21 protein-coding genes and 1 tRNA gene are annotated in these 22,350 nt (G+C 54.5%); 10 read left to right on the top strand and 12 right to left on the bottom strand.

All coding sequences use genetic code 11. The features are described 5' to 3' along the window. The first annotated feature begins 21 nt into the window (after nucleotides 1-21). On the top strand, nucleotides 22-2,490 hold the full coding sequence (locus RHJ80_RS08855) for a cyclic nucleotide-binding domain-containing protein (RefSeq protein ID WP_310800814.1): 2,469 nt from the start codon (nucleotides 22-24) through the stop codon (nucleotides 2,488-2,490). 28 nt (nucleotides 2,491-2,518) lie between these two features. On the opposite strand, the gene RHJ80_RS08850 is transcribed toward RHJ80_RS08855, so the two are convergent. The 3 genes from RHJ80_RS08850 to RHJ80_RS08840 form a co-directional block, all read right to left on the bottom strand. Next, on the bottom strand, nucleotides 2,519-3,007 hold the full coding sequence (locus RHJ80_RS08850) for a hypothetical protein (RefSeq protein WP_310800813.1): 489 nt from the start codon (nucleotides 3,005-3,007) through the stop codon (nucleotides 2,519-2,521). A gap of 193 nt (nucleotides 3,008-3,200) precedes the next feature. Then, a tRNA-Tyr gene (locus RHJ80_RS08845) sits at nucleotides 3,201-3,282 on the bottom strand. A 71-nt stretch (nucleotides 3,283-3,353) separates the two neighbouring features. Then, nucleotides 3,354-3,866, bottom strand: a complete 513-nt coding sequence (locus RHJ80_RS08840; RefSeq protein ID WP_206199863.1) for a hypothetical protein — start codon at nucleotides 3,864-3,866, stop codon at nucleotides 3,354-3,356. Between the two features lie 41 nt (nucleotides 3,867-3,907). Here RHJ80_RS08840 and RHJ80_RS08835 point away from each other — a divergent pair, with 41 nt between their 5' ends. Next, nucleotides 3,908-5,872 carry an adenylate/guanylate cyclase domain-containing protein gene (locus RHJ80_RS08835; protein WP_310800812.1) on the top strand — a complete coding sequence of 655 codons (1,965 nt, stop codon included), beginning with the start codon at nucleotides 3,908-3,910 and terminating at the stop codon, nucleotides 5,870-5,872. Here RHJ80_RS08835 and RHJ80_RS08830 read toward each other — a convergent pair. The 5 genes from RHJ80_RS08830 to RHJ80_RS08810 form a co-directional block, all read right to left on the bottom strand. Further along, nucleotides 5,869-6,996 (bottom strand): geranylgeranyl reductase family protein, encoded by a 1,128-nt coding sequence (locus RHJ80_RS08830; RefSeq protein WP_315863376.1) that lies wholly within the window; start codon nucleotides 6,994-6,996, stop codon nucleotides 5,869-5,871. The two genes, RHJ80_RS08835 and RHJ80_RS08830, sit on opposite strands and share 4 nt — an antisense overlap. Nucleotides 6,997-7,065: 69 nt before the next feature. Then, a complete protein-coding gene (locus RHJ80_RS08825) occupies nucleotides 7,066-7,284 on the bottom strand; it encodes a GDCCVxC domain-containing (seleno)protein (protein ID WP_206199861.1) in 219 nt (72 codons plus the stop codon). Between the two features lie 16 nt (nucleotides 7,285-7,300). Beyond that, entirely contained in the window at nucleotides 7,301-7,678 is a 378-nt protein-coding gene (locus RHJ80_RS08820) for a SaoD/DsrE family protein (protein WP_149818687.1), read from the bottom strand. Between the two features lie 36 nt (nucleotides 7,679-7,714). Then, the gene (locus tag RHJ80_RS08815; protein WP_310800810.1) at nucleotides 7,715-7,870 is read right to left on the bottom strand and encodes a DUF2256 domain-containing protein; all 156 of its coding nucleotides are present in this window, start codon (nucleotides 7,868-7,870) and stop codon (nucleotides 7,715-7,717) included. A gap of 9 nt (nucleotides 7,871-7,879) precedes the next feature. Further along, a complete protein-coding gene (locus RHJ80_RS08810) occupies nucleotides 7,880-8,965 on the bottom strand; it encodes a GTP-binding protein (RefSeq protein ID WP_206199859.1) in 1,086 nt (361 codons plus the stop codon). 208 nt (nucleotides 8,966-9,173) lie between these two features. On the opposite strand from RHJ80_RS08810, the gene pyk reads away from it, so the two are divergent. Further along, complete coding sequence (pyk, locus tag RHJ80_RS08805) at nucleotides 9,174-10,958, top strand: pyruvate kinase (RefSeq protein ID WP_302676097.1); 1,785 nt, start codon at nucleotides 9,174-9,176, stop codon at nucleotides 10,956-10,958. A 14-nt stretch (nucleotides 10,959-10,972) separates the two neighbouring features. Continuing rightward, nucleotides 10,973-11,926: a serine hydrolase gene (locus RHJ80_RS08800; RefSeq protein WP_310743692.1), complete on the top strand. Its 954-nt coding sequence runs from the start codon at nucleotides 10,973-10,975 to the stop codon at nucleotides 11,924-11,926. On the opposite strand, the gene psaK is transcribed toward RHJ80_RS08800, so the two are convergent. Then, nucleotides 11,903-12,154: a photosystem I reaction center subunit PsaK gene (gene psaK / locus RHJ80_RS08795; RefSeq protein ID WP_225901542.1), complete on the bottom strand. Its 252-nt coding sequence runs from the start codon at nucleotides 12,152-12,154 to the stop codon at nucleotides 11,903-11,905. The two genes, RHJ80_RS08800 and psaK, sit on opposite strands and share 24 nt — an antisense overlap. A gap of 95 nt (nucleotides 12,155-12,249) precedes the next feature. Between psaK and RHJ80_RS08790 the strand changes: the two genes are divergently transcribed. Next, on the top strand, nucleotides 12,250-12,942 hold the full coding sequence (locus tag RHJ80_RS08790) for a phosphoribosylanthranilate isomerase (RefSeq protein ID WP_310800809.1): 693 nt from the start codon (nucleotides 12,250-12,252) through the stop codon (nucleotides 12,940-12,942). Here RHJ80_RS08790 and RHJ80_RS08785 read toward each other — a convergent pair. Beyond that, on the bottom strand, nucleotides 12,892-13,626 hold the full coding sequence (locus RHJ80_RS08785; RefSeq protein WP_310800808.1) for a DUF2993 domain-containing protein: 735 nt from the start codon (nucleotides 13,624-13,626) through the stop codon (nucleotides 12,892-12,894). The two genes, RHJ80_RS08790 and RHJ80_RS08785, sit on opposite strands and share 51 nt — an antisense overlap. A 141-nt stretch (nucleotides 13,627-13,767) precedes the next feature. Between RHJ80_RS08785 and RHJ80_RS08780 the strand changes: the two genes are divergently transcribed. After that, on the top strand, nucleotides 13,768-14,358 hold the full coding sequence (locus tag RHJ80_RS08780) for a Uma2 family endonuclease (protein ID WP_310800807.1): 591 nt from the start codon (nucleotides 13,768-13,770) through the stop codon (nucleotides 14,356-14,358). On the opposite strand, the gene RHJ80_RS08775 is transcribed toward RHJ80_RS08780, so the two are convergent. Together RHJ80_RS08775 and RHJ80_RS08770 are read right to left on the bottom strand one after the other, a co-directional pair. Beyond that, the gene (locus tag RHJ80_RS08775) at nucleotides 14,355-16,913 is read right to left on the bottom strand and encodes a DUF3536 domain-containing protein (protein WP_310800806.1); all 2,559 of its coding nucleotides are present in this window, start codon (nucleotides 16,911-16,913) and stop codon (nucleotides 14,355-14,357) included. The two genes, RHJ80_RS08780 and RHJ80_RS08775, sit on opposite strands and share 4 nt — an antisense overlap. Nucleotides 16,914-17,020: 107 nt before the next feature. Further along, nucleotides 17,021-17,410, bottom strand: a complete 390-nt coding sequence (locus tag RHJ80_RS08770; protein ID WP_206199852.1) for a universal stress protein — start codon at nucleotides 17,408-17,410, stop codon at nucleotides 17,021-17,023. Nucleotides 17,411-17,564: 154 nt separating this feature from the next. Between RHJ80_RS08770 and RHJ80_RS08765 the strand changes: the two genes are divergently transcribed. From RHJ80_RS08765 to RHJ80_RS08750, 4 genes are all read left to right on the top strand, one after another. Beyond that, nucleotides 17,565-18,767: a phosphoglycerate kinase gene (locus RHJ80_RS08765; RefSeq protein WP_310743688.1), complete on the top strand. Its 1,203-nt coding sequence runs from the start codon at nucleotides 17,565-17,567 to the stop codon at nucleotides 18,765-18,767. A 409-nt stretch (nucleotides 18,768-19,176) separates the two neighbouring features. Beyond that, nucleotides 19,177-19,503, top strand: coding sequence for an HU family DNA-binding protein (locus tag RHJ80_RS08760; RefSeq protein WP_310800805.1), 327 nt, complete (start codon nucleotides 19,177-19,179; stop codon nucleotides 19,501-19,503). A gap of 5 nt (nucleotides 19,504-19,508) precedes the next feature. Continuing rightward, nucleotides 19,509-20,573 carry a threonine-phosphate decarboxylase CobD gene (cobD, locus tag RHJ80_RS08755; RefSeq protein WP_310800804.1) on the top strand — a complete coding sequence of 355 codons (1,065 nt, stop codon included), beginning with the start codon at nucleotides 19,509-19,511 and terminating at the stop codon, nucleotides 20,571-20,573. A 424-nt stretch (nucleotides 20,574-20,997) separates the two neighbouring features. Next, nucleotides 20,998-22,305 (top strand): aminopeptidase P N-terminal domain-containing protein, encoded by a 1,308-nt coding sequence (locus tag RHJ80_RS08750; RefSeq protein ID WP_310800803.1) that lies wholly within the window; start codon nucleotides 20,998-21,000, stop codon nucleotides 22,303-22,305. The last annotated feature ends 45 nt before the right edge of the window (nucleotides 22,306-22,350 follow it).

The raw sequence follows: 22,350 nt of genomic DNA, 5'->3' as shown, positions 1-22,350 counted from the left end.
AATTGTTGGGGGGTGCCCTCGATGACCGATCGCCTGAGTTGGCTGCAAACCCATACTCCTCTTAGATCGCTTTCTTTGGCAGCATTAGAGGCGATCGCTGCCGCCCTGCGCACAGAATCCATTGCGGCCAATCGTCGCATTGTCCTTGAAGACACACCCGTTACTCATCTGATGATCCTGCGATCAGGAGAGCTGGAAGCCTACCACACCACCCGCGATCGCCCCGCCACTATAACGACCCTGCCACCGGGAACGGTTTTGCACTGGCCAGAACTGGTACTGGAGCAACGGGCACCGCAAACAGTGATTACCCTCACGGACTGTGAATTGTGGACATTGCCCCGCGAGGTGTTTGCCACATTGGCTGATCAATTTCCCGAACTCCGCCAACAGGTGTCGCAGCAGTTGCAAAGTACCCTCAGTGATCTTGCCCACGAGCAGGAGCGGCAGGCAGTCTTGCGCCCCTATCTTGTACCGCGCGTAAAACAGGGAATTGTGGGGAGTAGTCGCTATGCCGTGCGCTTACGCCAAGGGATTAAAGAGGCCGCGAGCGATCGCCAGCCGGTATTGATTTTTGGTGAACCGGGTCTGGAAAAGGACAATATTGCTGCGCTAATTCATTATGGCTCGCGCGATCGTCGCCAACCCCTGATTCGTTTTAACTGTGGCACCCTATCCGCCAATGGGGCAGAACTCTTTGGCAAAGCCACGAAACTAGGTCTCCTTGACTGGGTCGCAGAGGGCACCCTGATCCTCAACAATGTCCATGAATGGCCTGCCCAGCTCTATCCGCAACTGCGCCGCCTTGTGGCCGAACAGACCTATGAACCCGTCGCCGACCCCCCCGTACCCTCCCGCCGCTTTCCGGGGCGATTGATCTTGATTGCCGAAAAGAAAGGCTGCGGTTGCCAAAATCTGGTGCACCACCAAATTAAAGTACCCCCACTGCGGGTGACAAAAGCAGATATTGAAGCCTTGGTGAATTACTATATTGCCCTCTACTGCCGGCAACGGGGCATTCCTAAGCCTCAGATTACCCCCGAAGCCCTACGCCGGCTGCAAAGTTATGATTTTCCCGGCAATTTGCGGGAGTTGGCGAGTCTGGTGGAGCGTGCCCTTGTGCAAGCAGACGGGGCGGAGTTACTCACTGAAGAAGTCTTTTGGCCGGAGCGATCGCGCCAACGGCGATTTCGTTGGAACCTACTCAATGCCTATCCCCAATTGCGTGCTTTTCTACGCAGTCCGTGGTGGCCCGATCGCCTCAACTATGGCCTGACCCTTTGGCTTTTTCCGCTGATTGTCGCCATTGGCCTCTGGGGACCCCAAGATCGCCCAGACAACTTTACCCTGAACCTCTTCTGGGCGTGGTGGTGGCCGGTCTCATTGCTGATCTTTCCCTTCTTGGGGCGCATTTGGTGTGCGGTCTGCCCCTTTATGATCTACGGCGAAGTCCTGCAAAGGCTATCCCTTAAGATTTGGCCGCGCAAGCTGCGCCCTTGGCCGCGTCAACTGGCGGAACGCTGGGGGGGCTGGGTGCTCTTTGGTCTCTTTGCCGTGATTCTCCTGTGGGAAGAATTGTGGGATTTACCCAATACGGCCTATCTCTCCAGTTGGCTACTGATCTTGATTACAGCGGGAGCCGTGATTTTTTCTCAGCTCTATGAACGTCGCTTTTGGTGTCGCTATCTCTGCCCCATTGGTGGCATGAATGGCCTCTTTGGCAAACTCTCCATTCTTGAATTGCGGGCACAGCAGGGGGTGTGCGCTGCCAGTTGCCAGACCTACCAATGCTACAAAGGGGGTCCCGCCCTTGGGGAAGGTCAAGAAACGGGGGGCTGTCCCGTCTATTCCCATCCGGCTCAACTAACGGATAACCGCAATTGCGTTTTGTGTATGACCTGTCTCAAGGCTTGCCCACATCGCTCGGTGGAAGTGAATCTGCGTCCGCCGGCTATTGATCTCTGGACCAGTCATGAGGCCACGGCGGCTGAAGTTTGCCTGCTGTTTTTGCTCTTGGGGGCGGTGGTATTGCACCGTTTACCGCTGCTTCTGGCATGGCTGGGACTTGCAGAGGCCAATTTGGGCGTGCAGGCGATGATTGCGGTGGTGGCGCTAGCTCTGCCGGGACTCTTGGCATGGGGTTGGCATCAGATACACCGACAAGGCTCGGTTCCCTTTGTGCGCTTGGCCTATGGGTATCTGCCTTTGGTGCTGGGTGCCAATTTGGCCTATTATTTGCCCCTTGGTCTAGGGGAGGCGGGTCAGTTGTTGCCCGTAACCTTTGCAACCTTTGGCCTCGATGGCACGAGTTTGCCCAGTTGGCAAGCCCATCCAGCAGTGATCGGGTTCCTGCAAACGACCACACTTGTCGTCAGTACCCTTGCCAGTTTGCTCCTCAGTCAAAAGATTGCGCGATCGCCCCTACGACAGATGTGGCACCCTTGGCTAGGCATTCTCGCTCTCGCTTGGGGAATTGCCTATTTACTTTGATGGGCTGGGCTGGATTCGCAAAACTTCATCAAAGGCGTGGCGTGTCAAAGAACAGCAGCTTAGTGATTAAGCCAGCAGCCAGCACTAGCAGCGTCACCAAGAATCCCCACAAACGAGCATCGGTTCCATCCTGCCGTTTGACAATTTGCTGCAATGTGGTCTCTACTGTGTCAATGCGCTGCCCCAATTGTGTCTCTACGGCACTAATACGCTGCGACAATTGCGCCTCTACGGCATTGATGCGCTGTTCCAGCTTGGCCTCAACAGCATTGATACGCTGCTCTAGCTTGGCCTCAACAGCATTGATACGCTGCTCTAGCTTGGCCTCAACAGCATTGATACGCTGCTCTAGCTTCGCCTCGACGGCATCAATTTTGTCCTCAAGTCGTTGGAACCTCTCGCCACTGGTGGCAATGTGAATATCTAGCTTTTTCTCTATGGCCTGAAGACTGGCCTGCATCCCTTGGATGGCATCCAACACTTGACTCCATTCAGATCGCGTTACAGGTTCACTCATGATTGCCCCTTTGCATCAATTCCTTTCCTGAACGTCCTAAGCGACCATCGCCCGCCTTTGAAAACTTTGGACCAAAACATGACCAGTTCTGCCCCTTTATTAAGCAAGCAACAGCAACAAATAGTTCACTTACGAAAAACATAGTAAACCTGAAACCCCTGATATTCCTTGGCTTCAGGCTTTTTTATCTCTATGGGCCGGGCTGGATTCGAACCAGCGTAGGCGTAGCCAACGGATTTACAGTCCGCCCCCATTAACCACTCGGGCACCGACCCTTTCATCGCGATTTTTTAATATACCACATCAGGGGGGAGACTTGAGCTTCCCGTTTTGAGAAAACCATTCCCTACTCGTCGAGGGTGTAGCTTTGCAGGTTTTCTAGGGGTTGCACTTTGAGGAGACGTTCGGCGCGGCGAATCTCGCTGTCGCTACCTTGAATTAGGATCAGGTATTTGCCCCGCTGCAATCGCTTTTCAAAGGGGATGCCCGACTTACCCGTAATCACCACTTGCAGACCACCACCTACGGTGAGACTACCGAGAGCGCCAGCGATCGCCCCAAAGATGCCCCCCAAAAGACTATTGTTGAGGCGATCCAGCATCGGCAGAATGTCAATTTGAGTCGCTTGGTTAAAGGTAAAACCGGCAAAGAAGCCAAAGGGAACAAGCCAGATCAACATCCGTTGCATTTGCTGGCGTGCCACTTGAAAGGGATCGGTGAGTCCCAACTCTGACCACTGTTTGTAGCCTCGACCCAAAAGGGCGACCTTTGCCATGGGGAAGCCGTCCTTTTCCAGCTGGGTATAAACGGCCTCGGCTTGGAGGCGATCGCCCAATGTCGCTACCAAGTAATTTTTCATAGCGATAGGATGAAGAAAATCTCTTGCTTGCTTGCAAAGCTATGCTGCCCCTATTGTCCCACTTTCGCCGCACCTTTGCTGATCTGGGCCTGATTGTCGTAGCCAGTGCCATCGCCAGCACGGTGGTGATTGGGATTCGCGAAATGGGTTGGCTCCAACCACTGGAATTGGGTGCCTACGATCGCCTGATGCAATTGCGCCCTATGCCCGGCCCCGATCCGCGACTCTTGGTGGTGGCAGTCACCGAAGCCGATATTCAACGTTACCGCTCCCTATCGCTGCCGGATCAGATCTACGCCCAAGCTCTAAAACAACTCCTCAAACATCAGCCCCGTGCCATTGGTCTTGATATTTACCGCGATTTTGCTGTACCGCCGGGACATGAGGAATTAAACCGCCTTTGGTTAAGTTCCGATCGCCTGTTTGCGGTCACGAAACTAGGGGATGCCACTCACCCAACCATTCGTCCGCCGGCGGCCCTCAGTGCCGATCAGGTGGGATTTAATGATGTCACTGTGGATGCCGGTGGCATTGTCCGTCGCAGTTTACTCTTTTTGCCGGACGATCAGGGGAATACGCTGTACTCTTTCTCCTTGCGGCTGGCGCTGCGACACTTAGCCGATGAGGGGATTGAGCCACGGGGCAGTGATGCCGATCCCAATGTAATGCAGTTGGGGCAAAGTATTTTCACACCCCTGCAACCCAATGACGGTGGCTATGTGGGGGCAGATACAGCGGGCTATCAAATTATGCTCAACTATCGCGGTGATCAGCGGGCAGTGACCTGGGTACCTTTGGAGGATGTGCTCAATGGGCGGGTTGCTCCTGCATTGATTCGCGATCGCGTGGTTCTCATTGGCAACATTGCCGAAAGTGGCAAAGACTTTTTCTATACCCCCTTTAGTTCCGGCCTGCGGGACAATCAGCGCATGGCAGGGGTGTTTATCCACGCCCAAATGGTGGGGCAATTCATTGATGCGGGTTTGGGCGATCGCGCGGTTATATGGTTTTGGCCCAACAGTGTGGAGAACGTTTGGATTGTTCTTTGGGCATTGATTGGTGCCATCCTTGCTTGGCGCGTGCGCCATCCCTTGGCTCTAGCAACGGCAGTGGGCACGGCTCTCCTCATCCTACTGCTGGCCTGTTATGGCTTGTTTTTGAAATTGGGCTGGGTGCCCCTTGTACCGCCAGCATTGACCCTCCTCCTTGGCAGTGGCGGAGTCGTCACCTACACTGCACAACAAGCCCAACAGCAACGGCAAATGGTGATGCGCCTCCTTGGCCAAAATATCTCGCCGGAAATTGCCGCTGCCATGTGGGAACGGCGGGATGAACTCCTCAAGGATGGTAAGTTGCCCGGCCAACGCCTGATTGCCACACTGCTTTTTACTGACTTGAAGGGGTTTAGCACCATTTCTGAAGGTATGGAACCGGAGGAACTCTTTAACTGGCTCAATGCCTATCTAGAAAAAGTGGCGGATGTGGTACAAAGCTACCACGGCGTGATTAATAAGTTCACCGGTGACGGCATTATGGCCGTGTTTGGCGTGCCCATTAAACGAACCAGCCGCGAAGGAATTGCCATTGATGCCCGCAATGCCGTGGATTGTGCCTTGGCCTTGGGACAACTGCTAGAGGAACTGAATCGTGAATGGGCGGCTCAAGGGCTACCGCAGGTGATGATGCGGGCGGGGATCTACACAGGTCCGATTGTGGTCGGCAGTCTCGGTAGTAAAAATCGCCTCGAGTACGGTGTGATTGGCGACAGTGTGAATACCGCCTCGCGCCTTGAGAGTGTGGACAAGCACCGCCAGCCTAGCCCCTGTCGGATTTTAGTGGCACAGGAAACGCTGGAGTATCTCGGCGATCGCTACGAGGTCGAGGCATGGGGACCGTTGGAACTCAAGGGCAAAGAGCGCAAAATTCAGGTCTTTCGCATTCTCGGCGTCCGCGAAGGGCTGGCGATCGCCCCCAATCAGCCCACGGCGATTGAACTGGAGATCTAGCGACCGGGAATGAGCGCACTGCTCAGCCGTTGGATGGCACGGCCAGCAATATCGCGATAGCGCAACTCACCACAGAGGACTTGACCGAGCCGCTGGGTAGCGGAGGGGCGTTTCATGGCAAGGTGGTAGCCGACCTTCGGCATGCGATGGAAGAGTGCTGCGAGGCGTTGCGCCCACACTAAATCCGCTCCCCATTCCTCCTGCAATCTTTTGCTGTAGGTGGCCAAGGCATCCACTTCGCCAGCAAGAGCCGCGTCAATGGCTTCAGCAGCCCGCATGCCACTGTAGAGAGCGGGACGAACTCCCTCAGCCGAAAAGGGATCCACAAGACCAGCCGCTTCACCCGCAAGGAGGGCATGGTGGGTATGGAGTGGTTGCTGACCCTCCCATACCCGCAGGGGATGGTATTGAATGGCATCGTCGGCCAACTGCAGCCCATGGGCAGCGCAATACTGTCGCAAAATCGGTTCCCAATTGGGGCGATCGCTGCCCCGCACAACGGCAACCCCAACGGTTCGCTGGTTCCCCTTCGGAAAACTCCAGAGGTAACCATTTTTCACGAGGCCAAATTCAAAATGCGCCGCGCGATCCCCCCCTAGATTGGGGATGGTCATCACCGCCGCAGTGCGCACCACTTTGGGCTTAAACCCCAGCCACTGAGCCACTTGACTATTGGCACCATCGGCAGCAATGAGATACCGCCCACCATAGGTCGTGGTTGCCGTGTGGATCTGCCAGCGATCTGCTTGGAACGTAATCCCAGTAACCTCGGTCTGATCTGTAACAACCGCACCCCTTTGTTGTGCCTGCTGCAACAGGTACTGATCAAACACCGTGCGATCAACAATCCAGATGGGTTCGGGAATGCTTAACTCGGCTTCAATGGCATCACTGAGCTGCCAACTGTAGCGCACAGTGCGGGTGGTATCGGCAATGGCGGGCTGAAAATCAAAATCAAACCACTGGGCAATGGCGGGTGAAACCCCTCCAGTGCAGGGCTTTGAGCGGGGCAAGGCCAATTTTTCTAGAACTAAAACCTGACGTCCGCGGCAAGCGAGATGATAGGCGGCTGACCCGCCAGCAGCACCCCCACCCACCACAATACAGTCGTAGATTGCCTGCATACGGTTACTCACGGGAGGCAAAAGCGCCCCCACGATAGCGGTTTCCTCAGGGGATAGCAACCCCCAATTCTAGCGATCGCCAGTGTGTTCCAGCTGCCGCGATGGGCAAGGAACCGTGCCGTAGCTACAGAAGACACAACAGTCCCCCGCCTTGGGTTTGAGGTGGGCATGACATTGGGGACACTCCCAGAACACGACACAGGCATCGCTGGGCATCCATTCCGCTTGCTCCGTGTGACAATGGGGACAGACTAGGGTGCTGGAAAACACAACTGACGGTTGACTCATCTTCCTCAGCAGAGACTCAAAGGGTAATGACTTGATCGAGTCCGCTGCCTGCAAGGCTAGCATAAAACTGCGGAAAGCAGCCACACACTACCCCTTCAACCATCCCCTTGGCTTTGACAGAACCGGTGCCACATTCGTCAAATGTTCCTTCGGCCAAACCACGGCGCACCGCACACTGATCACAGGCCATGAGTAAAATCCCCTGTTCCTTGGCAATGCGGGCTAAGCGCTCACCAACGGGATCCCCTAAACGCAAACAAAAGAGGTTATCATCAAAAAACATCATACCCACCACTTCAGCGCCATGATCGCCCCGCTCCAGCTGCGGTAAAACCATCGTTGCCAGCTTAAAGGTGCTGGCCATGTCAGTGGCAAAAATATAGGCAACTTTCATAGAACCATTCCTTTTGATTCAGCCAGCAAAAGCACATTAACTTTGGGCTTGGGAGCGCCGCCGCCGACAGCGCTCAGAACAGTACTTCACCTCCTCCCAGCAATTCGCCCATTTTTTGCGCCATTGGAAGGGCCGCCCACAGACCAGACAAATTTTGCTGGGAAGGTTTTCTTTGCGCTGTTGCTTGGCCATGATTGGGGGTTATGCGTCAGTGACACAGGCGGCCAACTGGGTCAGCAGGGTTGGATGATCCAAATTTTGGCCAATGAGAACCAGTTGATTTTTGCGATCGCCTTTCCATTCCTCATCATCGAGGCTAAAGCGTTTACCACTGAGGTGAAAGACGTGGCGGCGGGGACTTTCCTTAAACCAAAGGATGCCCTTGGCACGAAAGACGGATTCCGGTAGCTGGTGATCTAGAAAATACTGGAATTTGCGCAGTTCAAAGGGGCGATCGCTCTGGAAGGAAACGGAGGTAAAGCCATCCTCTTCAAGGTGGTTGGAGGTCTGATGGGGGTGAGGATGATCATGATCGCAATGGTCATCACACTCATGATGATGGTGGTGACCGTGGTCGTGATGGTGGTGCTCATGGTCGTGTTCTGAATGCTGGGGCGCTGCCTCAGGCTGGAAGTAGCGATCGCTCTCAAACAGCCCCACACTCAAAATCAAGGGCAGGGGCACTTGCGCCTTCACCGTACGAATGATCCGCGCTCCCTCCCGCATTTCGTGAATTCGCCGTTCTAACTCCTGCAAGCGTTCCTCAGTCACGAGATCTGCTTTGTTGAGGAGAATAATGTCACCGTAGGCAATTTGGCTTTGGGCAGCGCTGCTATTGAAAAGATCAAGACTAAAATTCTCCGCATCCACCACCGTAATAATTGAATCCAAACGGGTGAGATCCCGCAGCTCAGTTCCCAAAAAGGTCAGAGCCACCGGCAGTGGATCCGCCAAGCCCGTTGTTTCCACGACTAAATAGTCCACCTTGTCAGGACGTTCGAGAACCCGATAAACTGCATTCACCAAGTCATTGTTAATCGTGCAGCAGATACAGCCATTGGTGAGCTCCACCATGCCCTCATCTTGGGTCACCAATAGCTCATTATCAATACCAATTTCCCCAAATTCATTGACAAGGACGGCGGTCTTCAGTCCCTGTTGATTGGTCAGAATATGATTGAGGAGTGTGGTTTTACCACTACCGAGAAACCCTGTAATGATAGTTACCGGTAGGCCGTGCTTCATTGCCTCCATTTTGGCAGTTGTAGGCAGGGAAGAAGTCGTCATAGGCAGGATGTTAAGAGCGAGAATTATTCTCAAATTATAGCCGCTGCACCTCGCTCAAGGGGTGAGCGATCGCTGTAGGCTAGAAACAAGACCCGATTGCCACCAACAGCCGTTACCGTGGGTAGGACAATGTCCAAAACGCTCCTGCATGTCTCCCCATGTCAAGCAAAATAGGGTAACCTGTTGAGGCCTAACGATTAAGTTGAATATGTCGAACCAGCCGTTGCAACGCCGCACTAAAATTGTCGCCACCATTGGTCCAGCGGTTAGCCATCCCGATAAACTGCGCGCCATTATCCAAGCGGGAGCGACTACCCTGCGCCTGAATTTTTCCCATGGTACCCACGACGATCACCAGCGCAGCATTCGCCTGATTCGCCAAATTTCCTATGAGTTGGGGCAACCCGTGGGCATTTTGCAGGACTTGCAAGGCCCCAAAATTCGCCTCGGGCGGTTTGAACAGGGCGCCATTTCCCTCAAACGGGGCGATCGCTTTACCCTCACCAGTCGCTCCGTCATGGGCAACCAGCACATTAGCTCGATTACCTATCCCCCCTTGGCTCAGGAGGTTCCCGCCGGCGCCACGATTTTGCTGGATGATGGCCGCGTGGAAATGGTCGTTGAAGAAGTGGATAAGGAGGCGGGTGAACTCCACTGCCGAGTGGTTGTTGGCGGCACGCTCTCGAATGCCAAGGGCGTGAACTTTCCAGGGGTTTACCTCTCCATTAAGGCTCTGACAGAGAAAGATCGTGAAGATCTGATGTTTGGCCTCAATCAAGGGGTAGATTGGGTGGCCCTCAGCTTTGTTCGCAATCCCCAAGATGTACTGGAGATCAAAGAACTGATTGCCAACGCTGGGAAGCAGGTGCCGGTGATTGCCAAAATCGAAAAGCACGAGGCGATCGAACAAATGGATGCCATCCTCTCCCTCTGCGATGGTGTCATGGTGGCACGGGGAGATTTGGGGGTGGAACTGCCCGCCGAAGAGGTGCCGATTCTGCAAAAACGGCTGATTGCTGCCGCCAACCGCTTGGGCATTCCCGTGATTACGGCCACACAAATGCTGGACAGCATGGTGAAAAGCCCCCGCCCTACCCGTGCCGAGATTTCCGATGTTGCCAATGCTATTCTCGATGGCACCGATGCCGTGATGCTCTCCAATGAAACGGCCATGGGGGAATACCCCGTCGAGGCAGTGAAGATGATGGCCACGATTGCCGCCCGCATCGACAACCAACCCCAACTGCGGCAACCGCCCGTGGCTGAGTCCATAGCGGTGCGTTCCATTCCCAATGCCATTAGTCAAGCGGTGGGACAGGTGGCAGCACAGCTTCATGCCAAGGCCATCATTACCCAAACCAAGAGCGGCGCTACAGCCCGCAATGTCTCCAAGTTTCGTCCCCAAATTCCGATTTTGGCGGCAACGCCCCATATCGAGGTGGCACGGCGCTTGCAGTTAGTCTGGGGGGTCGAACCACTGCTGACTCTGGATCATCCCTCGATGCGGCAGTCGTTTCAGGCAGCCATTAATGCGGCACAGGAGCGGGGCTTCCTAGAGGAAGGGGATCTAGTGGTGATGACCGCTGGCACGCTGCAAGGAGTCTCTGGCTCCACGGATATGATCAAGGTGGAACTCGTCACCTCGGTGATGGGACGCGGCTGTGGCATTGGTCATGGGTCGGTGAGTGGCCCGGCGCGGGTGGTGCACGAAGGAATGCCAGTTCGCACGTTTAATAGTGGCGAAATTTTGGTGGCCGAGCGCACCAGTGCTGAATTGGTGGAAGCCATTCGCAAAGCGGCAGGCATTATTACCGAAGAGGATAGCCTGACGAGCCACGCGGCGGTCTTGGGGTTGCGCTTGGGAATTCCAGTGATTGTCGGGGTCAAAAATGCCACCCGCCTGATCCGCGAGGGCACGATTCTCACTATGGATGTGGAGCGGGGCTTGGTCTATTCCGGTGCTCGCAATGGCGTCGAGCGATCGCCCGAGTAGGAGTGGAACAGGCAATGATTTTTTTTCAGGCCAACACCTATCTCACGGATTTGGTGACGCGGACGCTCCAAGCGACATGGCAACACTTTCCTTGGCTGGGACAAGAGGACATTGCCCTGACCTTATTGGTGTATCCACCCCCCATTCCCGTGAATACGGGCGGAGCGCTGACCGCAGCAGAATTTTGGCAGTATTCGATTCCCGGCGCCCATTATCGCGGCGATGTGCCGATGTACCCGGCCAGTGTGGTGAAGTTGTTTTATCTGGTGGCCTGTCATGAGTGGCTCCACAGCGGTATGCTTCAGCCGGATGCGGAATTAGCACGCGCCCTGCGGGATATGATTGTGGACTCCAGCAATGATGCCACGAGCCTCGTGGTGGATATGCTCACGGGGACGACTAGTGGCCCGGTGCTGCCACCGGAACCTTTTCGCACATGGCAATACCAGCGCAATATCGTCAATCGCTATTTTCAATCCTTAGGGTGGCCAGAGCTAACTAATATCAACGTGAATCAAAAAACGTGGTGTGATGGCCCCTATGGACGAGAGCAGGAATTTGTCGGGCGCGATCGCCAGAATTCTAATCGTCTGACCACTGATGCCACGGCCAAGTTAATCCACAGTATTGTGGGCGGTGTTGCCGTGTCTGCTAGCGCCAGTCAAGCGATGATGGAACTGATGGAGCGTTCCCTCGATCCAGAGCTTTTGGCCGAGGATCCAGAAAACCAAGTACAGGGCTTTTTGGGGGAAGGGCTACCTCCGGGGGCAAAGTTGTGGTCAAAGGCGGGACTCACCAGTTGGGTGCGCCACGATGCGGCCTATATTGAACTCCCCAATCATTGCCCCTATACCTTGGTGGTCTTTATTGAGAATCGCACTGCCAGTATGAATACAGAGGTTTTGCCCTTTATTTCCCGTCAAATTGCCAGTGGTATTCCGACCCTAGAGGGCACCGGAGTACTGTAGGCCACTGACAACCCCGGCCGCCAAAAGGTGACCAAAGCTGGTGGTAGCCAGCAATTCGGGCAGACCAAAGCCTTCAAAGAGGGCGGGCAAGGAAACGGGTAAACCGGGGCCTTTTCCCCGTGATTGAATGGCATAGCGGCCAATGGCGATCGCAAACAGGTTGCAGAGGATCACCACCAAACCCACAGACGGCGTCCAAGTGGTATCGGGGAGCGTGGCTAACACCATGGTTCCTCCTAAATGGGTACAATTGCCCATGAATTATACGGAACGGCCTGATCGCCCACCGCTAGTTCTTTACAAAATGGTGCATCTCGTTACAAATGCTTAACTCAACTGTCCCTGTCAAAATTGCTGTCAAAATTTGTGGCTTGACTCTACCCGAACAGGCGATCGCGATCGCCCAAATGGGCGTCAGTGCTTTGGGGTTTATTACCGTGCCCCATTCCCCCCGCTATGTCCCGGCAGCAACCATTGCCAAGATCTGTCGCCAGTTGCCCCCCTCAGTACTGACTGTTGCCGTGGTTGCCAATCTCGATTTAGCAGCATTAGCCCATTTAGTCACAACCACAGGGGTACAGGCACTGCAGCTTCATGGCAGCGAATCGCCCGAGTTTTGCCAACAGGTGCGCCATGCCTTCCCTAATATTGTGTTGATCAAAGCCCTGCGGGTGCGATCGGCAGCCAGCCTCGCCGAGATTCCCGCCTACGCCCCGATTGTGGATCGCATTCTCCTAGACGCCTATCACCCGCAGCAGTTGGGGGGCACGGGGCAGCCCTTTGACTGGACATTGCTGAAAGACTTAGCCATTCCTTGCCCTTGGTGGCTGGCGGGGGGCATCACGCCGGAAAATTGCCGTCAAGCGATCGTCCAAACCCAACCCCAAGGGATTGACCTAGCCAGTGGTGTGGAAAGCCAACCGGGGATCAAGGATTTAGGGCGCGTAGCAGCATTGCTGAGCAACCTAGGGATAAATGCAAATCATTCCCTGCACCCTGAGGGCACCCGTTTCTAGGCGCAACTCTTGGATGGCCACCCCCTCACCCAAATCAATGGCCACCGTGGGGTGAGGGTCACCTTCCCCTTGCCAATGCACCTTTTCTAAGCAGAGGGTTCGCTCATCCTGCAAGCGCACTTGGGTCATCAAATGCCAATCCGCCTGCTCCCCTTGGGCATTCACCATCGAGAACACCAGTTTGAGGCACCCAGCACCCAATTCTGCCTGCGTACGCCGCAATTGCCACTCTTGCAGATTGACCCCTGCTTTGCCCAAGCCGCGCTGATCGAGCAATTTCAGCAGTTCCCGTAGGCTGGATTGCAGGAGCGGCGCCCCCAAAGAGGCGTCGAGATCGGCTTGGCTGAGAATTAGTTCCCCGCGCACCGGCACTGGTGCCAAGAGTTTTAGGGGTTTGCCTCGCAACACTTGCCCTAGATTAATCTGAATCTGTTCCGCTTGGACGGCTGCTTGGCGCAATCGAATACCGCGATAACTGGCGCTAGCTGCGGCAACGCGCACGTGGGGTAAGTATCCCCGCAAAATCTGGCGATCGCCCCCTTGAATTTGAATTTCCAAGCCTGTTGCCTGCTCCAACTGCGCAGATAACCACCAGTGCAACGCCGGTTGCAAGACCCGGGGAATTAGTCCGCGTTCAGAAGCGGCACCAAACGCCTCAGCCATTTCTGGGGACGTTAACGACATACGTACTCCTCACACACTTTTTGGGTGATACCTAGGCCAACCTATGGGGCTAGTTCGCTGATTTTAACGAAACTGGACGTAGGTTGGGTCTGGTCAGAGGCAACTTTCCTAATTTGCTAGAACTGGGGTAGTGGAAATGCGATGAGAGGCTGCTCAGCCATGCTGACGATCGCCCTACAACCGGTGCTGGAACTAACCGATGAGCAGTTTGCCGCAATTTGCCGCCAAAACCCTGATCTGCGGCTGGAGCGATCGCCCCGTGGAGAACTAATCATCATGCCCCCCACAGGTGGAGAAACTGGCAGGCGTCATCTTCAAATAGCTGTTCAACTGTACCTCTGGAATCAGCAATCCCGATTGGGCGTTGCCTTTGACTCCTCGACGGGATTTAAGCTGCCCAACGGCGCCATTCGCAGTCCCGATGTTGCTTGGATTCGAGGCGATCGCTGGCACGCCTTGACCCCCGAACAACGGCAAGGATTTGTACCGCTTTGTCCCGATTTTGTGATTGAGCTGCGCGCTGCCAGTGATGATCTGCGGCCACTCGAAGCCAAAATGCGCGAATATCTGGACAATGGTCTGCACCTAGGCTGGCTGATTGACCCGCAAAATCAACGGGTAGAAATCTACCGTTCTCAAATGCCCCCTGAAGTCGCGATCGCCCCTCGGCACCTCTTTGGGGAAGACCTGCTCCCCGGATTCGTGCTGGATTTAACGGAGATTCTTCCCTAGGAAGAGAGGGCAACCAATAGTTGGGGATCAACCTTGAGGCGGATAGCTAAGGTTTGTAGGTGCCGCCGATCGCCCTCGCTGAGGTGCGTGCCCTTCTGCCGCAGTTCACCCATCAGGGTATAAAGCTGCTCCTGTGCCCGATCCAGATTCAGGTTCAAACCTAAGGCATCGCCAATGGTGATCAAGTCCTGCAGCAGGGGACTCAACTGGCTAAGGGTGTCACTGTCGAGGTGGTGGGCAAGATAACGCAATCCAGTGCTAATTTGCTGCTCAAGGAGTCGCTGTTGCTCTTGAAGGCTAAGGTGACAACCCAACAACCGTGCTTCACGGGCGATCGCCGCCAATTCTGCCAGATGGTTTTGCAGATCCGCCAAGGGCAAATCACTGAGATCGCTCAGGTCTTGCTCTAAACTCCGCAAATGGCTAATGGCACGATGGGTCAACGCCACCGCTGCCGCGACTTGCAATTCTTGGGGCACATTCAGGCCATCCCGCTGAAACCCCATCAGGATGCCGTAGTTATCGCGATAAACTTGGGTATAAAGCTGATCCAAGCGCGTAAGGGTTTCCCGCGCCAGCACCCCCATGAGACGGTGTCGTTCCTCAGCAAAAAGATCATCCAAGCTGTAGGCTACCCCCCCAAAGCGTTCCGTAATTGCCATCACCACCCGTGCTGCACTCCCCTGTTGGAAGGCTTGCAGGAGATGGGTCTTGATCTGGCCATATTCCCGCCGCCCTTGGAAGGGTTGAATCGCACAGTGGAAATCCCAGCCCCCCAAGTGCAAGACAGCAAAGATCAGCAGTTGGGACTCGGTTGTCATCGTCGAGGTGAGTTGAATCTGGCCGATCGCCAAGGTCAGGCTGCCCATGCGTTGGAGATGATAATCCCCCTGCTCAATCTCATAGCAGTACAGTTGATGTTGGCGGGGGTAGCTATTAAAGAGGGAACTCATGGCATAGTGGGCGGCCACCTGCTGCAAGCTAATTTGAGCCGTTTTCACCAACTGGTGATAGACCGTTGCCCCATCGCCAAACTGCGGCACATTACTGGGGGCAGCGGCCAGACGCTCAATAAACTCGGGTTCCAACTGTACGCCGGCAACATCCCCTGCCAGTTCGATCGCCCGTGCCGCATAGCGGAGAATTTGTACCCCCTCAGGCCGCGAGAGTTCATCAAAAAACCAGCCACAACTGGTAAACATGAGCAGGGCATGGTGCTGCATCTCCAGCAAGCGCAGGGCATCAATTTGCTCGCTTTGACTCAGGGGGCGGCGTTGGTGTTGTGCCAAAAAACGATGCAGAGTCTCCGGCGAGCGATCGCCCAGCACCTGAATATAGGCATCGCGGGCTGCCCAAACATCCTGAAATAGCTCACTGCCCAAGGTTTCATAAATTTCAATTAGCTCATCCCGCAACCAGTTCAGTGCCTCCCGCAAGGGGCGTCGCCACCGCTGATGCCACTCACCACCCCCACCGCAACCACAATTGTCCTGCCAGCGATCCACACCATGGGCACAGCTCCACGCCGTGACGGGTTTGAGTTCCACCTCCCATGTGGGCGGAAACAGGCTGAGGTAGTAGGCAAAGTTAGTGATCTGCCAGCCCCGCTGTGGAAATTCCACTTTAAAGGCATAGGCGAGGGCTTTTTCACCGCCATACTTGTGATGGCCAAAGGTTTCCCCATCAGTGGCAACGGCAATGATTTGACTGGGGCGATGATCACCGCGCACGGCCTGTCCCAACCGTCCCGCTAGAAATTGCGAGCTAGTGAGCAGATCACTAAAGCCCATGTCCCGGGAAATGGGGCCGTCGTAGAAGAAGATATCCAAGTAATCCCGCTGGCGATCGCCCCCCGGCAAATAGCAGCGATAGGGACGGGTCGGATCAATTTGGCTGCCACTGACTTCAATCCACTCGCTTTCACCGTCGACAAGAATGGGACGACAGCGTTGGGCTTGGGAAGGCGCCAAAATCGTAAAGCGAATCCCCTCTTGAATCAGGGCGGCTACGGTTTCATAGTCAATGGCCGTTTCTGCGAGCCACATCCCCTCCGGTTCGCGGCCAAACCGCCGCCGAAAGTCCGCCTTGCCCCACCGAATTTGCGTGAGTTTATCGCGGTAGTTGGCCAAGGGCAAAATCATGTGGTTATACACTTGGGCGATCGCGTTGCCGTGGCCATTGAAGCGCTGACAACTGTGGCGATCAGCCTCAATAATGCGCTGATAGACCTCAAGATCGTAGCGTTCGAGCCAACTAAAGAGCGTCGGGCCGATATTAAAGCTGAGGTATTCAAAGTTATTGACAATACCAATGACCTCACCGCGATCGTTGAGAATCCGCGCAAAGGCATTGGGGCGATAGCACTCGTAGTAAATACGCTCATTCCAATCGTGGAACGGCTGGGCACTAGGTTGGTGTTCAATGGCATTGAGATAGGGATTTTCGCGGGGGGGCTGATAGAAATGGCCATGGATGGTGATGTACACCCCAAGGGCTTGCAGTTGATCAGCAGCAGGGGAAAATACGGTCGGCGTTACATCTGTTGGATTCAGCATGCAGATCAACCACAAGACAACACATTCACTTTCCTTGATCATCGGCGATCGCCCCAAGGGCTAGGCCGCCTGTGACGAAACTTTAAGCTCCGCAAGATTCAGTTACGCTAGGGTACCACCAAGACCGGACAGGGCGCCAAATTAATCACGCGGTTGCTGACACTTTCTTGAAACCCCTCTGGGGTCAGACCCGTTCCCCGGCAACCCATAATAATCAAACTGGCATTGATCTCATCGGCCACATCACAGATCACAAAGGCAGGTTTGCCGCGCCGCAGCAGTGTTTCCGCCACAATCGCGTGTTGGGCAAAGGCTTCCTTCACTCGATTCAAAAATTCCGCGATCGCCGCCTCTAGCTCCGCATCGGGTTCTGGGGTTTCCTCCACCGAGAGCAGAAACAACTGACTCTGAAACAGTTTCACCATCTCAACCACAGTGGGCATGGCTTCTTGGGTATCACGGCTACGGTCAATGGGAAAAAGAATGGTTTTGAACATAGAGTTCACCTCATTGGAGTCAAGTGGAAGGGCACGCCCTTGGGTAGAATGAGGGTCAGGTGAGGGTTCTGTAACGGGTCACTCCATCGCTGGCTGGGATTGTTATGCCCCTAGTACTATCATCCATGTTTTAACGCATTTAGGAGGCTCTAGCGTGTCTAAAAAATCTGTAGCGCAGTTATCGGCTGCCGACCTAGAAGGAAAGCGTGTCCTCGTGCGGGTGGATTTTAACGTTCCTGTCGATGAGAATGGTGTCATCACCGATGATACCCGCATCCGCGCCGCACTGCCGACGATTCAAGACCTGATCAGCAAAGGTGCCAAGGTGATTCTTGTCAGCCACTTTGGCCGTCCCAAGGGTGTGGATGATAAACTGCGCCTCACCCCTGTGGCTCAGCGGCTCTCGGAACTGCTCCACAAACCCGTGGCCAAGCTCGATGACTGCATTGGTGATGCCGTGGTGGCCCATACCCAAGCAATGGCCAATGGGGATGTCTGTCTCCTCGAGAATGTGCGCTTCCATCCGGGGGAAGAAAAAAATGATCCTGAATTTGCCAAGCAACTGGCGGCCTGTGCAGAAGTCTATGTCAATGATGCCTTTGGCACTGCGCACCGCGCCCATGCCTCAACTGCTGGGGTGACCCAATACCTCAGTCCCTGCGTGGCGGGCTTTTTGATTGAGAAAGAACTGGAATATCTCCAAAACGCCATTGAGCATCCCCGCCGTCCCTTGGCTGCGATTGTGGGGGGATCGAAAGTCTCTTCTAAAATTGGCGTGATTGAAGCCCTTTTAGAAAAAGTGGATAAACTGCTGATTGGCGGTGGCATGATCTTCACCTTCTACAAAGCACGGGGTCTCAATGTGGGCAAATCCTTGGTGGAAGAAGACAAGTTGGAGCTAGCCAAACACCTCGAAGCCAAAGCTCAAGAAAAAGGGGTGGAGTTGCTCTTGCCCACAGATGTGGTGGTGGCGGATAACTTTGCCGCCGATGCCAATAGTCAAGTGGTCAGTATCGAGGCGATTCCCGATGGCTGGATGGGTCTGGATATTGGGCCTGCTTCGGTCAAACTCTTCCAAGAGGCGCTCAAGGATTGCAAAACAGTGATCTGGAATGGCCCAATGGGGGTGTTTGAGTTTGATCAATTTGCCAAGGGCACGGAGGCGATCGCCCGCTGTTTGGCTGACCTCACCAGTGAGGGCGTCTCGACGATTATTGGTGGTGGCGATTCTGTGGCAGCGGTTGAAAAAGTGGGCGTTGCCGATCGCATGAGTCACATCTCCACGGGCGGGGGGGCGAGCCTTGAACTCCTCGAAGGCAAAGAACTTCCTGGTATTGCCGCCTTGGATGATGCCTAGGGGATAGATCATCGCCAATACGCTGTGATCAAATCCTCCGAATCCAAGCATTAAATTCATGAAATTTGTGAATGCCCCATCGTCTCAGCTATGGGGCTTTTTTGTTCTCTGGGGCGATATTCAGACCTTGGGACACCGTGATTTGTTAATTTTTCTAACAACTGTCACTGCCCCAAACTATCCCTGCAAAGAGGATGGAATAGACTAAAAGACTGATGAATCAAGGGTTTGAGAAATTTCTAATGGATAAAAGTGGCTGAAAACCACATATCTTAAAGGTTTCAGGGTTCCAGTTGGGGTCTGGCTATTCTAGAATGAGGCTTGAAAGCAAGCAGAGGCAAGGGTTTCGTGCCTTTCACCCATTTGTTCCTCAATTAACAACCTTTAATGTTTCTGTGGAGTTATCCCCATGAATAAAGCTGAACTCGTGGATGCTGTGTTTAGTCGTGCCCATAGCACCAACAACGTCACCAAAAAGCAAGTTGAGGCGATTATCTCAGCCACCGTCGAGGAAATCATGGAGGCCGTGGCCAAGGGAGAAAAAGTGACACTAGTGGGCTTTGGTGCCTTTGAACCGCGGGAGCGCAAGGCCCGTGAGGGACGCAACCCGAAAACGAAAGAAAAAATGCAAATCCCAGCAACTACCGTTCCCGCCTTTTCAGCAGGGAAACTCTTCAAAGAAAAAGTTGCACCGCCTGCAGCTCCCGAACCGGTGGCCAAGGGCAAGAAAAAATAGTCTGAATGCCCCCCCGCCACGGTGGCAATTTAGCTTGGGCGGCAGCGATCGCTGGCTGTGCTCCCGATGAGATTTTGGATTTTTCGGCCAGTCTCAACCCTTGGGGGCCCCCTGATTCAGTGATTGCCGCCCTACAGACTGCTTTGCCCACGATTCGCGACTATCCCGATCCCGATTGCCGTCCCTTAGTGGATGCTATTGCCACCCTGCATCAACTACCGAGGGATTATTTTTTGGTGGGCAACGGCGCGGCGGAGTTATTGACTTGGGTAGGTCGCGAGTGTGGCGATCGCCAGCAGATTTATCTTATTACTCCTGCCTTTGCTGACTACCGGCGGGCACTGGCGTCTTTTGCTTGCCCCATTGTGCCGATTCCCCTAGCCCGGGTGCAAAGCGACTTTGGGGCGATCGCGCCCTCCCTAACCCCTGAAGATGCCATCCTCATTAACAATCCCCATAACCCCAGTGGACAGCTCTGGTCTCGCAATCAGCTCCAGCCGTTGCTAGAGACGGGTGCCTTAGTGGTCGTGGATGAGGCCTTTATGGACTTTTTGCCGCCGGCGGCTAGTGAATCCCTAGTGGGGGTTGTGCCTCAGTACTCGAACTTGATTGTTCTGCGATCGCTAACGAAGTTCTATAGTCTGGCGGGTCTGCGTTTAGGGTATGGTGTGTCCTCTCCAGAACGTTGGCAACGCTGGCGATCGTGGCGCGATCCTTGGAGTGTGAATCGCTTGGCGATCATTGCGGGTGTGACGGCTTTGGGCGATCGCCCCTTTCAGGAACAGACGTGGGCATGGTTACCGCCAGCACGTCATGCCTTTGCAACGGCCTTAAATACTATGCCCGAACTGAAGGTGGTGACCGAGAGCAAGGCAAACTTTCTACTCATCAAAGCAACGGACGCCATTTTGCCCCTGCAAACCTACCTCCTCCAGCAGCATCGCATTTTGATTCGTGATTGTTGCAGCTTTCCCGAATTGGGCGCTTCCTACTTCCGAGTGGCGGTGCGCCGTGACAGCGAAAATCAGCGGCTTCTCGAGGGGTTGCGGGCTTATTACCAACGCCAGTAGGAATTGCATCCCCCAAAGCCAAGGTGGTATAGTAGCGGTACTTAAGGGGGCGTGGCGGAATGGTAGACGCTGCGGACTTAAGAAATTGAGCCTTAGTAGAGAAATCTATTAAGTGAATGCTCTCAAATTCAGGGAAACCTACGTTTGTCCATAGGGCAAATAGGGCAATCCTGAGCCAAGCCGTTTCTCAAACCCAGACTGGAAACGGAAGGTGCAGAGACTCGACGGGAGCTACCCTACCGTAGATCCTCTACGCGGGTAAAGGGAGAGTCCAATCCTCAACACCCAAGGGGTGGTCGCGAAAGCGGCAGGAGGATGAAAATCCGTTGACCTTAAACAAGTCGTGAGGGTTCAAGTCCCTCCGCCCCCACCAAACCACTTCAGGGTCATCATTCCCAAGGGTTGACCCACTTTTCAAGGCGCGATGAAAACAGAGTACCAGCAACGACAGCAGCAGTTTTTAGAGAAATTGGGCACGGGTGTCGCTGTTTTCTGTAGTGCCCCGCGCGCCATCATGCACAATGATGTGGACTACAACTTTCGCCAAGAAAGCAACTTTTATTACCTCACGGGTTTTAATGAGCCAGAGGCCGTTGCTGTTTTTGCGCCAAACCACAGTGAGCATCGCTATGTTCTCTTTGTGCAGCCCAAGGATCTCAGCCAAGAGATCTGGACAGGGGCACGCCTTGGGGTAGAAGCAGCCAAGGAGCAATTAGGTGCCGATGCCGTATATCCCATCGGCGAGCTAGAGCAGCACCTCCCTCGCTATTTGGAGACGGGGGACCCGCTGTATTACCACTTTGGTCACAATGAGCGCTTTAATCAAGTGATTCTCAAGCACTATCAGCGCCTCTTGGCGACACTACCAAAACGGGGCACAGGCCCACGGGCGATCGCCGATCCCAGTATTCTCTTGGCACCGATGCGGCAAATTAAATCAGCAGCAGAATTGGCCTTGATGCGCCAAGCGATCGCCATCACTGTCGAAGCCCATCAGCGTGCCCGCGAAGTGGCTGCCCCCGGACGCTGGGAATATGAAATTCAGGCAGAGATAGAGCATCTCTTTCGCCTACGGGGGGGCGATGGCCCGGCCTATCCCTCGATTGTTGCCTCGGGGTCGAATGCCTGTGTGCTTCACTACACTGAGAACCAACGGCAAATGGCAGCAGGAGACTTACTTTTAATTGATGCTGGCTGTGCCTATCGCTACTACAACGCTGATATTACCCGCACCTTTCCTGTGAGTGGCCAGTTCAGCGGCGAGCAACAGGCGATCTATGATATTGTCCTCGCTGCCCAAAAAGCCGCCATTGAGCAGGTGCAACCGGGGAATACCTACAACCAAATCCACGATGCGGCGGTGCGGGTGATCGTTGAGGGTCTGGTTGACCTTGGCTTGCTGCGGGGAGCGATTGACGATCTGATCAACGAAGGCAAAGAGAACAATACCCAGAAATATCGCACCTTCTTTATGCATGGCACCGGTCACTGGCTGGGTCTCGATGTCCATGATGTCGGTCTCTACAAGCACAACACGGAAACATGGGTCACGCTGCAACCGGGTCAAGTGCTGACAGTGGAGCCGGGAATCTATATTCACCCCGAAGCAACTCCTGCTGAGGGTCAGCCCGAGATTAGCGATCGCTGGCGTGGCATTGGTGTGCGCATCGAAGACGATGTCTTGGTCACCACCGAGGGGCACGAAGTCCTGACAGCAGCTGTGCCCAAATAATAGAGAGCAGGAAGTCCTCCTCATTGAGTCCTTTACAGCAAGTCC

The sequence above is a fragment of the Thermosynechococcus sp. QS41 genome, assembly GCF_031583515.1.
GTDB lineage: Bacteria > Cyanobacteriota > Cyanobacteriia > Thermosynechococcales > Thermosynechococcaceae > Thermosynechococcus.
The sequence above is the reverse complement of the archived record's forward strand: the minus strand, read 5'-3'. Positions and strand labels throughout refer to the sequence as shown.

Coding starts and splice junctions, on each gene's coding strand:
- cobD (WP_310800804.1), top strand. CDS start 19,509: ATGCCCCCCCGCCACGGTGGCAATTTAGCTTGGGCGGCAGCGATCGCT.
- RHJ80_RS08790 (WP_310800809.1), top strand. CDS start 12,250: ATGCTTAACTCAACTGTCCCTGTCAAAATTGCTGTCAAAATTTGTGGC.
- RHJ80_RS08835 (WP_310800812.1), top strand. CDS start 3,908: ATGCTGCCCCTATTGTCCCACTTTCGCCGCACCTTTGCTGATCTGGGC.
- RHJ80_RS08825 (WP_206199861.1), bottom strand. CDS start 7,284: ATGAGTCAACCGTCAGTTGTGTTTTCCAGCACCCTAGTCTGTCCCCAT.
- RHJ80_RS08810 (WP_206199859.1), bottom strand. CDS start 8,965: ATGACGACTTCTTCCCTGCCTACAACTGCCAAAATGGAGGCAATGAAG.
- RHJ80_RS08830 (WP_315863376.1), bottom strand. CDS start 6,996: ATGCAGGCAATCTACGACTGTATTGTGGTGGGTGGGGGTGCTGCTGGC.
- RHJ80_RS08855 (WP_310800814.1), top strand. CDS start 22: ATGACCGATCGCCTGAGTTGGCTGCAAACCCATACTCCTCTTAGATCG.
- RHJ80_RS08815 (WP_310800810.1), bottom strand. CDS start 7,870: ATGGCCAAGCAACAGCGCAAAGAAAACCTTCCCAGCAAAATTTGTCTG.
- RHJ80_RS08775 (WP_310800806.1), bottom strand. CDS start 16,913: ATGCTGAATCCAACAGATGTAACGCCGACCGTATTTTCCCCTGCTGCT.
- RHJ80_RS08750 (WP_310800803.1), top strand. CDS start 20,998: ATGAAAACAGAGTACCAGCAACGACAGCAGCAGTTTTTAGAGAAATTG.
- RHJ80_RS08820 (WP_149818687.1), bottom strand. CDS start 7,678: ATGAAAGTTGCCTATATTTTTGCCACTGACATGGCCAGCACCTTTAAG.
- psaK (WP_225901542.1), bottom strand. CDS start 12,154: ATGGTGTTAGCCACGCTCCCCGATACCACTTGGACGCCGTCTGTGGGT.
- RHJ80_RS08785 (WP_310800808.1), bottom strand. CDS start 13,626: ATGTCGTTAACGTCCCCAGAAATGGCTGAGGCGTTTGGTGCCGCTTCT.
- pyk (WP_302676097.1), top strand. CDS start 9,174: ATGTCGAACCAGCCGTTGCAACGCCGCACTAAAATTGTCGCCACCATT.
- RHJ80_RS08850 (WP_310800813.1), bottom strand. CDS start 3,007: ATGAGTGAACCTGTAACGCGATCTGAATGGAGTCAAGTGTTGGATGCC.
- RHJ80_RS08760 (WP_310800805.1), top strand. CDS start 19,177: ATGAATAAAGCTGAACTCGTGGATGCTGTGTTTAGTCGTGCCCATAGC.
- RHJ80_RS08770 (WP_206199852.1), bottom strand. CDS start 17,410: ATGTTCAAAACCATTCTTTTTCCCATTGACCGTAGCCGTGATACCCAA.
- RHJ80_RS08780 (WP_310800807.1), top strand. CDS start 13,768: ATGAGAGGCTGCTCAGCCATGCTGACGATCGCCCTACAACCGGTGCTG.
- RHJ80_RS08840 (WP_206199863.1), bottom strand. CDS start 3,866: ATGAAAAATTACTTGGTAGCGACATTGGGCGATCGCCTCCAAGCCGAG.
- RHJ80_RS08800 (WP_310743692.1), top strand. CDS start 10,973: ATGATTTTTTTTCAGGCCAACACCTATCTCACGGATTTGGTGACGCGG.